The sequence below is a fragment of the Neptunomonas sp. ABH4_499 genome (assembly GCF_056160565.1).
This window is the reverse complement of sequence record NZ_JBSWXK010000002.1, coordinates 1-16,409: the sequence shown is the minus strand read 5'-3', so window position 1 is coordinate 16,409 and position 16,409 is coordinate 1. Positions and strand designations below refer to the sequence as shown.

Below are 16,409 nucleotides of genomic sequence, written 5' to 3'. Positions count from 1 at the left end.
TGATATAAGCCAACTTTAAACCAGCAAGGGCTAATCACATGAAGTTATTGCGCTCTACCCCGCTGCTTGCTCTGCTGACCTTACCAGCATTGAGCTCCCCGTATGTTTTGGCAAACGATGATGCCAAACTGCGCCCAACCTACATAAAAGCGAAACTGGCTTTTGATAAAGGCGACCGTGCGACGGCCGACCAACTGACGGCGCGCATCAAAGACTACCCGTTGCAGCCATACCTAACACTTCGCCAATACAAACGCGATGCAAACTTGATCTCGGATGCGCAGTTTAAAGCATTTCTTGATCAAGAACGCGGCACCGCGTTGGCTGACGATGTGCAACGCTTGCGTTTGGATACCTTGTTCAACAAGAACCAGTGGCAATCTTACTTGGCGGCGTTTAACGAGATGCCCATCAATTATGGTGCTTACCCTTGTTTAGAGGCCCGCGCCATCTATCAAAGCGGGCACGTTGAGAAAGCCTTTGAGCAAGCGACCCAACTTTGGACCGTTGGCCACTCACAAGACAACGCTTGTGACCCGCTGTTTGGCGAATGGATGAAGGCCGGACACCCATCGAACAGCGATGGTGTCGAGCGTTTTTGGCACGCCGTTAGCGAAGGCAATTTTAGCATTGCGACCTACTCGCAAAAATTTATCAAAGATGCCTCAGATAAAGCCGAGGCGGATCTTTTCTGGAAAATCAAAGAAGACCCAAGCCTTGTGAAGGATGCGGCTTTGCTTAAGGGCAAATCAAGAGGCCAAGGCGTGATGCTGGCTTACGGTGTGCGTGAGCTGGCCCGTAAAGATGTGTACGCTGCTGTGGATGTCTGGTTGCGCGATCGAGACCGCCTGAGCGTTGACCCCGAGAAGAGAACCGAGCTAAACGATTACTTTGGTAAGCGCTTTGCCAAAGGGTATCGCACACAAGCAGACCAAGTATTAGCAAAGCTTGACCCAACCTACAGCATGGGCGAGTTGACCGAGTGGCGCATCCGATTGGCCTTGGCCGAAAAAGATTGGAAAAACGCGCTGGCAATGATCGATAAACTCCCTGCGGATCTCAAATCGGAAGACCGCTGGGAATACTGGTCAGAAACCCTCAAAGGCCGCTTGGACAAAAGCTACTCACCTGATTACAGCAAGGTCATTAAAGAGCGTAGCTTTTACGGTTTCTTGGCCTCTGAAATCATTGATGCGCCTTTCCGCTTAAATCAGCGCCCACTGCCGTTCCAAGATGCGGATAAAACCCGTGTCGAGAACTCCATCTCCATGCGCCGCATCAAAGAGTTGAAATCGATGGGCCTTGAGTGGAATGCGCGCTCAGAATGGAACGCGATGGTCAAACACATCCCGGAGGCGGATATCCATGCCGCATCACACATTGTGTACGACTGGGGCTGGTACACCCAAGCCATTCGCGGTGCCGCTAAGATCAAAGCGTGGGATGATTTGGACATTCGCTTCCCGAAACCGCACCTGCCGATGTTCCAAGAGCTGGCTCAGGATCGAAACATCAACCGCACGTGGGCGATTGCCGTTGCTCGCCAAGAGAGCGCCTATAACCCAGAAGCTAAATCGCGCGTTGGTGCACGCGGCTTGATGCAGCTGATGCCAGCCACAGCCAAGCAAACGGCGAAGAAGTTTGAGATCGACTACAAAGGGGTGGATCAACTCTATGACCCACGCACCAATGTGGAACTGGGTACCGCGTATCTTGCCGAAATGCTGGAAACCTTTAATGGCAACCATGTATACGCGACCGCGGCTTACAACGCTGGGCCGCACCGCGTGAAACGCTGGTTAGAAGCACGTGGGGATCTGCCCTTGGATGCGTGGATTGAGACCATCCCATTCGATGAGACTCGCCGCTACGTACAAAACGTGCTGACCTACCGCATCATTTACGATGCGATGTCGTCCCAGCCAAGTCGTTTGTTTAATGACCAAGAAACCAAGTCATTAGCTCTCAGCCAGATGGGTACACCGCTTAAGGTGAATCCGGGCGCGTATTAACAAAAGCTAACAGCTGTGATTGATCAAAAGGCCAGGCAAGTTCCTGGCCTTTTTGTTGCTCGTTAATCAATACAGGAATCCGAGTACCGTACTGCTCTAGCAAAGCATCATCATAAGCGATATCTATGTAATCGACTCTGATCTGCGTGCCATCCAAGCCACTTGCGATCATCGCCTCGGCTACCTCACAAAGATGACAACCGTATGTCCCTAGCAATAAAAACGAGCGCTTTCCACACATCTTTTGATCCCCTTTTTGACTCATCGAAGAGCTCTACCCTACCCATTGTTGATCTATAGTCGCATTTTATTCAGACAATGCCTTTTCTTGAGTGCTAAGTGGTTGCAACGCCCAATCACACAAGGCTATTCTGAGCTTGCAGGACAATAAGAGAACCTATCAATCAATGTGTGAGCAGTTTTGATCAAGGGATCAACTCACGGTCACTTTAGGAAAAGGGCACTCTCATGGACAACACCCAGTCGGTCTTAAACGACCCGCAGGAATTCATCGCCTATTTGAATCAGGAAACTCAGAAGATTCTGGACAACTATATCGCCGGTGGTGGCGATGATGTGTTTAGTCAGTTCAGCCGCTCCTGGACGGAGCTTATCACACGCTCGATGGAAGACCCCTCGGCTTGGATCAATGCTTTTACCGAATACCAAAAAGCACACCTTAATTTGTGGCAAAACTTTTGGGCCGGTTTGACCGAATCTGCCCCGGTGGCTGAGCCAAGCCCTGGCGATCGTCGCTTTAATGCCGATGAGTGGTCGTCACATCCGATCTTTAATTACATTAAGCAGTCTTATTTACTCAGCGCGAACTTGCTCAAATCCATGGCCGAAAACGCCAATCTGGACGTTGGCGAGCAGAAGAAGCTCGAGTTTTACACCCAACAATACATCGATGCGATGTCACCGACGAACTTCGCGGCTACGAACCCCGAAGTGCTTCAGCACGCATTGGATACCCAAGGTCAGAGCTTGCTGGATGGCCTTAAAAACCTCTTAGCCGACATCGAAAAAGGTCGTATTTCTATGACCGATGAAAGCGCCTTTACCTTAGGCGAAAACATCGCAACGACCGAAGGCTCGGTGGTGTTTGAATGTGATCTTTTCCAGTTGATCCATTACAAACCGTTAACCGAACAGGTGTACGAAAAACCCACCCTGATCATTCCACCTTGCATCAACAAGTTTTATATTTTGGACCTTCAGCCACATAACTCCTTTGTGCGTTATTGCGTTGAGCAAGGCCAGAACGTGTTCTTGATCTCGTGGGCAAACCCAACGCCTGAACAAGGCGATATCTCGTGGGATGACTACGTGGGTGATGGGGTGATCCGCGCCATTGACCTGGTACGCGAGATAACCGATGTACCTAAAATCAACACGGTGGCGTGGTGCATTGGTGGCACACTGCTCAGTACTGCGCTTGCAGTGCTGGCTGATCGAAAAGTCGACAGCGTGGGTTCGGCGACCTTCTTGACGACCCTCACCGACTTTGAAGACGCCGGTGACTTGTGTGTGTTCATTGATGAAACACAAGTCAAGCAGCTAGAGGGTAAGGTTAAAAGCCAAGGCTACCTATCTGGAAAGGAGCTTGCGACCTCGTTCAACCTGCTGCGCTCTAATGATTTGATCTGGTCGTATGTGGTGAACAACTACCTGAAAGGCCAAACGCCACCGCCGTTCGACATTCTTTACTGGAACAGCGATTCGACCAACCTTCCAGCCGAGATGTACACCTACTACCTGAAAAACATGTACCTCGAGAACAAGCTGTCCAAGCCCAATGCATTGACTGTCTGTGGCTCAAAGGTAGACCTTGGAAACATCAAGATCCCTTGTTATTTCCTGTCCACCATTGAAGACCACATCGCCCCTTGGAAAGGCACTTTTAAAGCCACAGAAACCTTTGGAACCGACATCGAGTTTACCTTAGGCGCCAGTGGTCACGTGGCAGGTGTGATCAACCCTGTCTCGAAAAACCGCCGTCACTATTGGGTAAAAGGCGAGCAAGGCAAAGGGCCAGAACATTGGCTAGAAACCGCCGAACGTCAAGAAGGCTCTTGGTGGGCCAACTGGCAAGAGTGGCTTCGTCGTCGTGCCGGCAAAAAAGTGGATGCTCCAACGACTTTAGGGGATAAAAAACACGCACCCATCGAAGCGGCTCCTGGTCGCTATGTTGCAGTTCGAATCAACTAAACACATCTCAACAGAGTGTTGTGTACAAAGGCTTCCCTTGGGAGGCCTTTTTTGTTGATCTGCGGGTCAAGCAATCCTAACATCGACATCTGATAAAAGGAGCATTGCATGTCTACGATCGACTGGAACACAACGGTCGGCGCCGTTTGGCGCCATCATACCCAAAGCCTTCGAGCGGTTCGTCATCTGGACCCGATCCGTCCAGAACAACTGCTGGGCGTCGATCGCCAGAAAGCGCGTTTAATTGAAAACACCGAACGCTTTTTAAACGGACAACCGGCCAACAATGCATTGCTGTGGGGTTCGCGAGGGACCGGCAAGTCATCCCTTATCAAGGCGATGTTAAACGCCTATGCCGACCAAGGCCTTCGTATGTTGGAAGTCGACAAAGACGACTTAATCCACCTGCCCGAAATCGTTGATGGGATCCGCGAGCTACCCTATCGATTTGTGATCTTTTGTGATGACCTCTCTTTTGAGGCCGGCGAAAAGACCTACAAAGCGCTTAAAAGCGTGCTGGAAGGCTCATTGGAGTTACCGCCGGATAATGTTCTGATCTACGCCAGCTCTAACCGCCGCCACCTTCTGCCTGAAACTCAAGCGGATAATCAGGATGTGACCGTTGTGGGCACTGAGCTTCATCTTGGGGATGCGATTGAGGAGAAGATCTCCCTGTCGGACCGCTTTGGCTTATGGCTTTCGTTCTACCCCATTAACCAAGATGCGTACTTAAACATCATCGACCATCTGTTTGATCACCCCACAGAGACTGAGCAACTGCACAAAGACGCGATTCGTTTTGCTCATGAAAAAGGGGTACGCAGTGGCCGTACCGCAAAGCAGTTTTTTAAAAGCTACACCGCCTAAACCGATAAGCGCTCACACATGACTCATTATTTTAAGGAGCTTAAGCACCTGATGGTGCTTGTGCTGCCGATTATGTTGACCCAGATTGCCCAATCCTCGATGGGCTTTGTGGATACCCTTGTCGCCGGCCGTTACAGCGCCGATGCACTTGCCGCGGTGGCGTTGGGTGCAAGCTTTTGGATACCGCTATTTTTGACCTGCACTGGCGTGATGATGGCGGCCACGCCGATGGTGGCGCACGAGGTAGGCGCACAGCAAAAAGATAAGATTCCCTCCATTGTGCAGGCAGGCCTTTGGATTGCGATGGCGCTTGGCGTGTTGGCGTTTTTCTTTTTGCGAAACGTCGGCCCTATTCTGCACTGGATGAACGTTCCCGAGCAGTTAGCCAACGATACGCAGGCGTACCTGTCGGCCATTTCGTGGGGCTTACCGGCGGTGATGTCTTATCAGCTCTTTCGGGCGTATTTCGAGGGTTTAGGCCAAACACGCCCGGGGCTCATCGTGGCGCTTGGGGCCGCTGTTTTGAACGTGCCGCTGAACGTCATCTTCGTGTTTGGCTATTTTGGTGCGCCAGAGATGGGCGGTGCAGGCTGTGGCGTCGCATCGGCCGTGTGCATGTGGGTGAGCGTTATCGCAACCGCCTTGATGCAAAGGTACAGCCCGCGCTTGACGCTTGGTACCTCTATTCTGACGCGTCCGGATTGGTCTCAGATTGGTCAGCTCTTAAAGCTAGGCTTACCCATAGGTATCGCCATCTTTGTTGAAACCAGCATGTTCAGTGTGATCGCTATTCTGCTGGCGCCCTCAGGCACCGTTGTGGTGGCCGCGCACCAGATTACCCTCACCTTCACCAGCCAAGTGTTTATGATACCGCTGAGTTTCGCACTGGCCTCGACCATTCGCATTGGTACCTTTTTAGGCGCAAAAGAGAGTGCCGCAGCTTGGCTTACGGCTAAAACGGTGTTGATTACCTCAGGCTTAGTGGCCATCGTTACCAGCACTTTGGTGTGGTTCTTTGCCAAAGAGATCGCTTTGGTGTTTACCGATAACCTTGCGGTCATTGAGCTTGCGATTTCGCTTTTGATGATTGCAGCCTTGTTTGAGATATCCGATGCGCTTCAAGTGACCACCGCGGGGGCGCTGCGTGGTTATAAAGACACACGCGTGCCTTTGTACCTGGTTTGCTTTGCTTACTGGGGCATTGGATTACCGCTTGGGTATCTGTTGGCGCTGACCGATACCCTTTTGCCTGCGATGGGTGCGGCCGGTTTCTGGTATGGGCTATTGATCGCTTTATCTGTAGCGGCCGTACTGTTAATCATACGACTGTTTCGGATTAACAAACGCTATTATGTACCGAGTGCTGCCGCAATGGGGGCGTAGCCACCTCGCCCTTCTGACCCTCTGTTTGGCGGCAATGGTCCTCTGTGGCTGTCAAAAATCAGAGGGGGAGCGTGACATGCTCGATGATTATGCCGAGCGTGTCGCTCGTGTATTGGATCAGGAGCTTGATGAAAAAACGAAGATCCCTCTGCCTGCGCTTCCACCTGCCCGAGTACGCTATCAAGCCACCGAAGATCTTCGCGAAGGTGTGCTCGATGTGTTGGATTTTAGACAATGCCAACTCTTGCATCTAATCTCGGAGCGAAACTCCATCCTAGGCAAAGTGGCCACCAGCAGCCAACGACTCATCTATGAGCTTCGCTTTTTAGACACCATGAGCGCCTGCATCCCCATCCTGGAAAGTGACACCGAGACTGACCCCGAGGTGATCGAGCGCGCCAAGGCCATCTTGGCGCAAAAACAAGCCGACCTCCCTATCCACTTGTGGAATGCATGGTTTACAGGCCAAGAGATTGAAGAGTCGTTAGCGCTTAATCAGCCACCGCTGAGCACCGAACAAACCCTTGAGACCCACAACGCTTTAAACGCACTGAGCGCGTATACTCACTTGGTTGAAACCGCCCTCACTAACAACACCTCATCCACATCGGCTACCGAGCAAGTAAAATCGATTGAGCAGTGGATGCAGATGCGCTTTAACGACCCGTTGGGAACGCCTCTGCTTCGCGGCCTGATCGATGTCACTGCCACGCTGAATCAAGTGGCCAATACACTGAATGCGCGATTGGATCGAAAACCCTTTTGCTATCCCAATATGCGAAACCCCGACGCCGATATCCTAAAAAACGTATTCACGGTCCACTACGCCCAAAAGGTGCAACCCTACATGGCGGGTTTAAACCGTTTAGGGGAATCTTGGTTCACACATCACAGTAAATTATTGAATTTATTAAAAGAACCGGACGATTTCAGCGCTTATTCAACTCAAGTAATGCGCCTTGAAGCCGAAAACAGTCTTTGGGTTCAGTTTCAATCGGCCACCCGAAAGCACACCAAAGCATGGCAGCGGTTACTTAGCCAATGTGGAATGATGCCAAGCCGTTGATCCGATCATGATTTTTTATCGATTCAGACCGTGTGGCATTTGCTGAATCACCGATCTTGAACCATCTTTAAGTAGGTTGATGTAAACGTAAGGTCGGACCTCTCTTTTGAACACCAAAGCCCCCCATCAAAGATCCAGCTTAACGCTCAAGGCACAGTGTCTGATGCTGGCGAGTATGCTGTGTTTATCGATGCTCTCTTGGGTGGTGATAGGCGATGTTAGCCTTCGGTTATCGCGTGCTTACATCAACGAGCTGGGTCAGCAATACGGCGAAGAAGCCAGACGCCGCTTACTGGCGTGGCAACGTTTGATCGAAGACTCTCAAAGCCTACCCGAACCACAGAAACTGCAAGCGGTGAACCGCTTTTTCAACCAAGTCCGCTTTTTAAACGACATCGACCACTGGAAGCAGGAAGACTATTGGGCCACCCCATTGGAGTTTCTGATCAGTAATGGTGGGGATTGCGAAGACTTCTCCATCGCAAAATATTACACACTCAAGGAACTTGGTGTAGACATCAGCAAAATGAGCATCGCTTACGTAAAAGCGATTGAGCTTAACCAAGCCCACATGGTGCTGACCTACTACGAAACCCCAAGCGCAGTCCCTTTGGTGTTGGACAATCTTATATCCGCCATCAAAACCGCCGACAAGCGGCCAGATTTGGTTCACGTCTACAGTTTTAACGGTGATAATTTATGGCTATCGAAAAAGGGTCGCAGAGCGCAACTGGTCGGCCCATCAGAACGGCTTGGTCCTTGGGTTAAGCTGCAAAGCCGTTTGGAGAACAATAATGTTAATGTGCAATAAGGTGTTTAAAGGAGTGTGGTATGTCACTGGTTAATCAATTGATCGGAGCCGTCTTTGCCGTCTTGATTGGCTTAGTCTCTGGCACCTTATACATTATGTCGGACAGCTCGAAAGCGATGCTGGTGAGCCAACTGGAGTCCCACGGTCAAGATGCCGCCACCCACTTAGGCTTGTATGCCGCGCCTTACATCGCCGACAAAGACACCGTGCTGATCGAGACCACCGTTCAAGCCTTGTTTGATAACGGCTACTATCAGTCAATTAAGATTACCGATGGCGAGGGCAACACCCTTTATCAAACGAACACTCCACCGCACATCTCGGGCAAAGCCCCCGATTGGTTTATCGATTTCTTTAAACTGACACCGCCCACCATGCATCAGGAAGTCAGCTACCAGTGGCGTAAAGTGGGTAATGTCGAAGTCCAAAGCCGCGCCGACTACGCCTACGAGAAGCTTTGGTCCGGTACGGCGGATACCTTAATTTTGTTTGTCACTCTCTCGCTGGTGTGTGCCATGTTACTGAGCGGCCTGATCCGCTGGATTATTCGCCCGCTTAAAGGCATCGAAGCCCAAGCCAACGCACTTGAAAATCGTCAATACCTCGAACTTGAAGAGATCCCCAAAACGCGGGAGCTTAAAAGTGTGGTGCTTGCGATGAACAGCATGGTCAAGCGCGTGAAAAAGATGTTTGACGAGCAATCCAACCTGATCGAAAACTTGCGCCAAACCGCGTATCAAGACCCACTCACAGGCTTACCGAACCAACGCTCTACGTTGTCTTCCCTCAATAGCTGGTTTGACCAACACAAAGAGTTTGGGCCAGGGTCTCTCTTGTACTTGAGTATTCGTGATCTGCAAGGCCTAAACACCAAGCTAGGCGAGGAGCAAACCAACAACGCGATCAAAACAATCGCAAAGCATTTGCAGGATTTTAGCCAGCAGTTTGAGCCGAGCATCGTAGGCCGATTAAGCGGTGCCGATTTTATCTGCGTCTTCCCCCTCATTGAGGAAGAGCCGATTAAACGCCACATTGCGGAGTTTCTGTTAGGGCTCGATACGCAATTGGGCAAAGCGTTTAACTTAAGCGCCGAATCCCCTGTTCAGTACGTGTCGATCACCTGCTTTGAGGAGACCGACAGCGCCGACCATGTGTTGTCGGATGCAAAACGCGCCTGCGCCGAAGCACGCGCTCAAAACCAAGCACTGCTTTTGCCCGGCCGATTCAGTGGCTCGAACATCGCTTCTCAGAACTGGCAGCATCATGTGGCGCAATCTATCTATCAAGAATCGATTGTGCTCCAGTACTTGCCTACCGTGGCAAGCAACCAGAAAGACGAAGTGCAAAAAGAGCTACTGGCGCGCATCTACGACCAAGAAGGTCAGCTGTGCCCCGCCGGTGCGTTTATTCCTGTGGTGAAATCACTGAATTTGATCCATGCGCTGGATAAGTTGGTGCTCAGTAAAACGTTGGAGGTGCTTAGCCAATCCAACCACGAGCGTTTAACCGTCAATTTAACCCAACAAACGTTGCACACCGAAGGGTTTATTGAGTGGCTGGACGAGAAACTCAAAAGCACCCAGCCAGGTCGTCGCTTAAACATCGAGATTAACGAAACCGCCATCTTAAACGATGTGGTTCAGGTGATCCGTTTCCGTCAGTTCCTGAAAGAGTACAACGTCGGCTTTGGCGTCGATAACTTTGGTATCCACCCAAGCGGGTTTAGCTACCTGTACTCAGTACAACCGGATTACATCAAGATGGATGGGTCTTTAATTCGCGAGATTGAGGAGCACCCCGCCGATGGCTTCTTGGTCCGAAGCTTGGTCAGTGCTGCACACAGCCTAGAGATACAAGTGTATGCCGAGCGTGTTGAGCGACCATCGCAAACTCTGGCCTTGATCGATTTGGGATTGGATGGCTTCCAAGGCTTCCTGTTTGGGCAACCGAAAACGCTGTAATTCGTAAAACGGCCTGTTCTCTTTAAGCGCAGGCTGTTAGCGTTAAGGCTGATGGAAACCCAAGTAGGATGACACTATGCCAGCCGTTTTAATCTATTGCTATGACCCCATGTGCAGTTGGTGTTGGGGTTTTCGCCCCACCTGGAACACCTTAGAAGCGCTGTTAGCCGATGATCTTGCCCATGGCCGTCTGATTATCCAACCCTTGCTCGGTGGCTTAGCCGAGGATTCTGACCAGCCGATGCCAGAAGAGATGAAACAGAAACTGGCCTCGATCTGGAAACAGATCGAAACCACCCTTGGTACATCGTTTAACTATGATTTCTGGACAAGCACAACCCCAAGGCGCTCCACCTACCCAGCCTGCAGAGCTTGCTTAGTAGCAAGGGATTTTGATCTTGAATCACAGATGCGTTACGAGATTCAGCAAGCGTATTACCTGAACGCGCAAAACCCATCGGATATTGAAACGCTCACTCACTGTGCCGAACGGATTGGGATTAACCCGGCTGACTTTACCAGCAGCTATGAGGGGATCGTTAAAGAACAACGGCTGGAAGATGAAATACAACGCGCCAGAGCCATGGGACTGAACTCGTTTCCGTCGCTGGCACTGCTAAAAGGCGATTCACTTTACCCGGTGCCGTTGAATTACCGCGATGCACACAGCATGAAGGCGGCGATAGACGAACTACTTCGGTAGGCCTAATAACAAAAAAGCGAGCCTAAGCTCGCTTTTTTTATTCAAGAGAAAAAACCGGTTATCAGATAACGCGGATTTCTTCAGCTTGAGGACCTTTTTGGCCTTGGCCAACTACGAATTCAACTTTCTGACCTTCAGTCAGAGTGCGGAAACCGTCGCCAACGATCGCTTTGAAGTGAGCGAAAACGTCTGGGCCGTTATCCTGCTGGATGAAGCCGTAACCTTTCTCTTCGTTGAACCATTTTACTACGCCAGTAGATTTGTTAGACATGTTCGTATCCTTTTATAGAATGAATATTTGCTGCAAAGCAGCGTAATGTTTAGCAGAAGAGACGCTTAAATTTTCTGCTACAGGACGACGAACTAAATGCGGCGAAATGGAGAGAATGATCTAGAGAACCTTTTTGCTGAAAGCAATATTGATGACTATCCGCCTCTAAGTCAACCCATATTTCGCAATAAATCAGTAATTTTTTGCGAAATTATCGCTGCATCCGTTTATCGTCTTTTGATCCTTAAAACTCAGTTAAAAGCGCCCTGCATGGGCGCTCTTTAAACTGTCATGGGTTACTGGATCTGGTACACCGTCGTGGTGCCGGACACCTCGTTAGCAACCACCAACAAAGGTTTACCGGTTGGGGAGCTATCGGCCGAGATAAACTTCATCCCCTCGGGCGCTACATCCCCTTCACTGCCCTCTGGCTGAGTGCGATCGATGTTTTCGATGTACTCAACAAACTGGACGCCATAAGGGTTGGTTACATCGTAGATGAAGATGCCACTGGTGCGCTCAAGCCCCACAAACGCATAAGTGCGCTCATCAATGGTGCCAAGCGTAATCGCCTCTGGCTCACCACCTTTGTCGTCGCTTCGACCATCCACACCGTTAAAGTCGAGCCCTAAACGCCCAGCCGTGATCTTGCCAAAGTCTGCGTGGCTATCGAAGACCTGCTTACCTTGATTCCAGATCGAGAATGAGCGCGCACCGTAGTTGTGGATCACATCAATATCACCGTCACCATCGGTATCACCCGTGGCGGTCGTCACCTTTAAGCGCCCCAAAATCGCATCATCTTGTGCATTGGCGTATTGGGCATTGTTGGCATCCAACAGGTTATCGCTGACCAAATCGTCGGCGCGCTCCTCTTCGGAGTACCCATCGTAATCGCGAGAATCCCCTTCGTTGGCGGTCATTACCATCACGGCGTCGCCCAACTGGCTGCTGAACGACATCGAGGTAATACCATCGGGCTGATACATGCCAACCACATCCTCATAGCTTGCGAAGTTGACCGCATCGTCTTTATCGCTGCTATCAATCTGGTTGCTGGCTAAGCCGTAATCTTTGGTACCCAACGCATGAATGGCGGTAATGCTCTGGGTGGTTAGGTCGATCTCGGCTAATGCGTTTGCTTCCTGAAGCGCTACAAAGGCGCTCTGGCTGTCCGCCGATACCGTGATGTACTCAGGCTCCAAGTCCATTGCAACGCTTGCACCAGGCCCAAATACGCGTACCGCATCATCCAATTCGGATGCACGTGTGCCGCCTGCATTAAAGGCCGTGAAGTCCAGTGTAGTGGCCGTTGTGGCAGGAACGCCGTTATTGACCGCAATCAGGGAGACACTGCCCTCTGGATCAACCGTATAATCGTCGTTTGGCTCACCTTCGTTAGCAACCAACACCCATTGACCATCCGGCGAGAAAGTCACCATATCGGGTAAAGCCCCTACGGTTACCGATTGGATAAACTCGATGCTGGAACCGCTGATATCATAAAACGCGATAACGCCGTTACCTTGCTTGTTATCGTTCTCGATAGCCACCGCCATAAGATCACCGTAAATGCTAAGGCTATTCGCAGCCCCTAGCGCAACGCCCGTAACATCATCCTGAACTGACAAGGTTTCGAGCAAAGGCACATTATTCAGTGTAATCGGGTTCGCCGCGACTTGATCGGTTAAACCAGAGAGGTCCAACACATCTACTTTTTGATTGTTGGCATTGACGATAAACGCGCGCTGAGTGGCCGCATGGTAATCGACAATCTCGGCCGCGCTCTCATCATAAACACCGCTGTTATAACGACCGATCACCTCCATCGAGATACGCGAAGCATTCTCGCCTTCGGTCAACTGCGTACCCAGCGGCATTAACGTGACTTCGGTGGATTCACCTGTGATACCAAAATCATTATCGTTGATCAGTAATAGAGTCTCGCTGTTAAGCAGCGCAATGCCTTCAACCTTGGTTGGCAAGGCGGTACCGGATGGCATATCGGTAAGCGAGTTAAAGACTAAGGATTTTAACACCGGTGTCGCGCCCAACGCAGAAGGGTCAAAGACTTGTTCCAGCGTTTTTGGGTCCGTGCTTTCAGGTGCGGTCACAGTGCCTGAGCTGATGGTGGTATCCATGATGTTATCGCCGCTATCGAGTGATACCCGATACAGCTTGGTGGTGGCCGCGATACGTTCAAGGATGATCAGGTCATCTTCACCGACCGCCATCATCTCAGAGATTTTTACGTTGTTCTGTTTATGGCTGTCATCCCCGTTGCCGTTTTCATCCGCAAAGGATTCTGGGTAATCCAAGGTGTAAACATACTCACCCGCCTGAGCACCCAAAGACCCATCGGTGTTTAAGTTGAATTTCACCAAACGTACGGTACGCGAGGTTTTGTAGGTGTCGTTGTCTGGGCTTGCCAGTGGGCTTTGCATGATAAAGTACAGAGCCGACTCATCGGGCGCTAGGGCAATCGATTCGATACCACGATTAAGCTTGCGCATCTTTAAAATATCGGGTAATGCACCTGTGACTGGGTAACCGGCATCGGCCAAATCACCAGCTACCGAGGCGGGTACTACGCGCTCTAATACTTCGCCAGTGCTGCTGATGTGTGCCAAAGATGGGCCATATTCTTCACTGATCCAAAAAGAGCCATCCGCCAAGCGCACCAGCGCTTCGGGGTCCATGCCAGAGTTATCGTAATCTAGGGCGTTGCCATCGATATCAAAAGCACCTTCGGTGTTGGTCGACGTCAGGTTATTCGTAAGGCCGGTGATGTCGGTGCCATCGGTCTTTTTAAGGGGGATCTCTTCAACTTTTTTAGCGCGAAAGTGCCCGACCTCGCCACTGAGCTCCCACTTGATGATTTTGGGTGCAAAGCTTGGCACGGGGAAGATCTTACCGTCATCGTTACCCGCGCCGCACTGCTCGGCCACTCCTAAAACGGCTTCGGTTTCATCACACGCAATGTTGGGGCCGCGATCGGTGATGGTGTAGAAGTATTTTTCGTCATCACCGCTTGCATGGAAAGCACCACTGCCAAACCCAACCGATAACGGTAGAGAGCGGGCCTGCCCATCTACGGTGTAAGCGACACTGCCTAAAGACTCGCTTAAGCTGACCTGCCCTACTTCGTTAGCATCAAGGGAAAGGTCCAAATTAAGATCATCATTATCTTGGCAACCGGTTAATATAACGGCACTGATCGCTACGGCCAGCAAAGCGGGTTTGAACTGCATGGAGCCTCCATTTGACCCAATATTGTCATTAAAATCGCAAGGCCGAACACATTACGAAGGCAAGGTGACAAATCGAATACAAATGGATGACGGTTTTGTAACAAGGGGCTACAGCGCCCCGGCTGCTTAGGCAGAATAGAAAGTGCCTTTAGGAGGCGCCCCAATCAGAGACATTGCGGCCTGCATTTGTTCTTTAGGGTAGTTTTCGATGCTGCGTGCGTGGTCCTCTTCGGATGCCCATTTTTCGATAACGACGAAATCACTGTCATCATCCTTGCTACGAAGGACTTCGCACATCAAACAACCTTGCGAAGAAGAGATATACGGGATCAAAGACTTAAGAAATACGAACAACTCATCGGCCTTTCCTTCGGCCGCCTGAAATTCATTAATGCGGGTAATGCTCATGGTTAATCCTTTATGTTTAGTGCATTTAGGTGTTATTCATCGTGTACAGATAGGTTACTCCGCCACCGACTGATAGTATAAGTAACAGACTCAGATCCAGATGCAAGAAACTCTTTGATTCTGCTCAATCGTACACATAGGGATAGAAACCACAGTCACTTGTTACATGCTTACATTGAGCCTATACTTTGTGCGCATACACAATACGCATAGGTTGCTATCATGAAAAACGCATATAGTACGCAAGCACCAAAAAAAGCTACAAATTTAAGCTTAAACAGCGAGTTACTCGCTGAGGCTAAACGCTTAAATATTAATCTTTCGGCAACAATGGAAAAGGCACTTGAGAAAGAAGTGAGTCAACGCCTGAAAGCTGAATGGTTAGAGCAAAATGCTGATGCCATTAATGCTTGCAACGAGCTAACTGAAAGCCACGGGCTATTTTCTGATTCTTACCGAGCATTCTGATGCCACAATTTTCGCTATACAAAAACAACGATAAACGCTCTTCAACCGCATACCCATACTTTGTTGACGTTCAAAGTGAATTGCTTGATACATTGAACACGCGATTAGTTATTCCGCTAACGCCTACTGCGTTGTTAGAGAAAAAAGCGCCCAGTCATTTATGCCCCGTAATCCATATTGATGAAGGTGACTTCGTCATTCTGACTCATCAAATGGCAAGTGTACCCACCAAAATTCTAAGAGAGCCTGTCAATAATCTAAGCACCTTTAGAGACGAGATTATCTCTGCTATCGACTTTCTAATTACTGGTTTATAACGGGACTGTCGGATTGAATATTTAACTCGATAATACTCTACCTCACAGCCCTCTTAATGTTTTAAACACCTAAAAACAGTTTTTTCAGACTCTTTTCTGATGTATTCAAACACGTTTTATATCGCCACACAAACTCTCATGAGAGAAAGCGTAGGCCATTTAACCGATAGCCTTTAGCAAACTACCGCTGAAGCACAACAGACATGAATTGCGCGTTTGATTATGCATTTGTCAGCAAGTCTCTAACAGAGTCTACGGAATAACCCCACCCGATGTTGCGCTGAGGCATACGATTCACTCTATGGATAATAGCTCCGATATCCGAATAATCAAACCCACCAGCATCACCAACTGAAATCTGATAGTGAAATATCAAATCATTGATGTTTCCCAACACCTTTCGGCTATTGGTTTTTGTAAATGCGATTGCCGTACTGAAACCTATGAGCTGAATCATATAACTCACTTACTTTAATTGCTAATTTGAAGTTAACGAGACTGTCGGATTAGACATTTAACACCATAAGACTCCATCCCACAGTCCTCCTTCATATTCCTTAACGCCTAAAAACCGTTTTTTCAGGCTCGCTTTGATGTATTCAAACACATTTTATATCGCCGCACGAGCGCTCTCATGAGGCTGCTTTCCTTAAAGTTAGCCTCGTCCCAGCGCATTAATG

General features: G+C 49.8%; 15 protein-coding genes. 10 read left to right on the top strand and 5 right to left on the bottom strand.

Annotated elements, in window-relative coordinates; translation table 11 throughout:
• Window positions 1-38 precede the first annotated feature (38 nt).
• Window positions 39-2,012 carry a transglycosylase SLT domain-containing protein gene (locus tag ACXAF9_RS01805; RefSeq protein ID WP_475069579.1) on the top strand — a complete coding sequence of 658 codons (1,974 nt, stop codon included), beginning with the start codon at window positions 39-41 and terminating at the stop codon, window positions 2,010-2,012.
• Here ACXAF9_RS01805 and ACXAF9_RS01800 read toward each other — a convergent pair.
• On the bottom strand, window positions 1,987-2,277 hold the full coding sequence (locus ACXAF9_RS01800) for a glutaredoxin family protein (protein WP_475069577.1): 291 nt from the start codon (window positions 2,275-2,277) through the stop codon (window positions 1,987-1,989). The genes ACXAF9_RS01805 and ACXAF9_RS01800 overlap by 26 nt on opposite strands.
• Before the next feature lie 203 nt (window positions 2,278-2,480).
• Between ACXAF9_RS01800 and ACXAF9_RS01795 the strand changes: the two genes are divergently transcribed.
• The 7 genes from ACXAF9_RS01795 to ACXAF9_RS01765 all read left to right on the top strand — a co-directional run bounded on the left by ACXAF9_RS01795 (window position 2,481) and on the right by ACXAF9_RS01765 (window position 11,014).
• Entirely contained in the window at window positions 2,481-4,223 is a 1,743-nt protein-coding gene (locus ACXAF9_RS01795) for a PHA/PHB synthase family protein (protein ID WP_475069576.1), read from the top strand.
• A gap of 108 nt (window positions 4,224-4,331) precedes the next feature.
• Window positions 4,332-5,090, top strand: a complete 759-nt coding sequence (locus tag ACXAF9_RS01790) for an ATP-binding protein (RefSeq protein ID WP_475069575.1) — start codon at window positions 4,332-4,334, stop codon at window positions 5,088-5,090.
• 18 nt (window positions 5,091-5,108) lie between these two features.
• A complete protein-coding gene (locus tag ACXAF9_RS01785) occupies window positions 5,109-6,473 on the top strand; it encodes an MATE family efflux transporter (protein ID WP_475069574.1) in 1,365 nt (454 codons plus the stop codon).
• Between the two features lie 76 nt (window positions 6,474-6,549).
• Complete coding sequence (locus ACXAF9_RS01780) at window positions 6,550-7,539, top strand: DUF3080 family protein (RefSeq protein ID WP_475069573.1); 990 nt, start codon at window positions 6,550-6,552, stop codon at window positions 7,537-7,539.
• A 163-nt stretch (window positions 7,540-7,702) separates the two neighbouring features.
• Complete coding sequence (locus ACXAF9_RS01775; RefSeq protein WP_475069572.1) at window positions 7,703-8,350, top strand: transglutaminase-like cysteine peptidase; 648 nt, start codon at window positions 7,703-7,705, stop codon at window positions 8,348-8,350.
• A 20-nt stretch (window positions 8,351-8,370) separates the two neighbouring features.
• The gene (locus tag ACXAF9_RS01770) at window positions 8,371-10,311 is read left to right on the top strand and encodes a bifunctional diguanylate cyclase/phosphodiesterase (RefSeq protein WP_475069570.1); all 1,941 of its coding nucleotides are present in this window, start codon (window positions 8,371-8,373) and stop codon (window positions 10,309-10,311) included.
• A 76-nt stretch (window positions 10,312-10,387) separates the two neighbouring features.
• Window positions 10,388-11,014 carry a DsbA family protein gene (locus tag ACXAF9_RS01765; RefSeq protein ID WP_475069566.1) on the top strand — a complete coding sequence of 209 codons (627 nt, stop codon included), beginning with the start codon at window positions 10,388-10,390 and terminating at the stop codon, window positions 11,012-11,014.
• 61 nt (window positions 11,015-11,075) lie between these two features.
• On the opposite strand, the gene ACXAF9_RS01760 is transcribed toward ACXAF9_RS01765, so the two are convergent.
• The 3 genes from ACXAF9_RS01760 to ACXAF9_RS01750 form a co-directional block, all read right to left on the bottom strand.
• On the bottom strand, window positions 11,076-11,285 hold the full coding sequence (locus ACXAF9_RS01760) for a cold-shock protein (protein ID WP_475069563.1): 210 nt from the start codon (window positions 11,283-11,285) through the stop codon (window positions 11,076-11,078).
• 296 nt (window positions 11,286-11,581) lie between these two features.
• Window positions 11,582-14,536 (bottom strand): choice-of-anchor I family protein, encoded by a 2,955-nt coding sequence (locus tag ACXAF9_RS01755; protein WP_475069561.1) that lies wholly within the window; start codon window positions 14,534-14,536, stop codon window positions 11,582-11,584.
• A gap of 126 nt (window positions 14,537-14,662) precedes the next feature.
• Window positions 14,663-14,944 (bottom strand): putative quinol monooxygenase, encoded by a 282-nt coding sequence (locus ACXAF9_RS01750; protein WP_475069559.1) that lies wholly within the window; start codon window positions 14,942-14,944, stop codon window positions 14,663-14,665.
• Window positions 14,945-15,166: 222 nt separating this feature from the next.
• Here ACXAF9_RS01750 and ACXAF9_RS01745 point away from each other — a divergent pair, with 222 nt between their 5' ends.
• Both ACXAF9_RS01745 and ACXAF9_RS01740 read left to right on the top strand, forming a co-directional pair.
• Window positions 15,167-15,412 (top strand): type II toxin-antitoxin system CcdA family antitoxin, encoded by a 246-nt coding sequence (locus tag ACXAF9_RS01745; protein ID WP_475069557.1) that lies wholly within the window; start codon window positions 15,167-15,169, stop codon window positions 15,410-15,412.
• Complete coding sequence (locus ACXAF9_RS01740) at window positions 15,412-15,729, top strand: CcdB family protein (protein WP_475069555.1); 318 nt, start codon at window positions 15,412-15,414, stop codon at window positions 15,727-15,729. The genes ACXAF9_RS01745 and ACXAF9_RS01740 overlap by 1 nt, the downstream gene beginning before the upstream one ends.
• Window positions 15,730-15,949: 220 nt before the next feature.
• Here the strand turns inward: ACXAF9_RS01740 and ACXAF9_RS01735 are convergent, their stop codons facing one another.
• Window positions 15,950-16,186, bottom strand: coding sequence for a DUF6933 domain-containing protein (locus tag ACXAF9_RS01735; RefSeq protein ID WP_475069553.1), 237 nt, complete (start codon window positions 16,184-16,186; stop codon window positions 15,950-15,952).
• Window positions 16,187-16,409 lie beyond the last annotated feature (223 nt).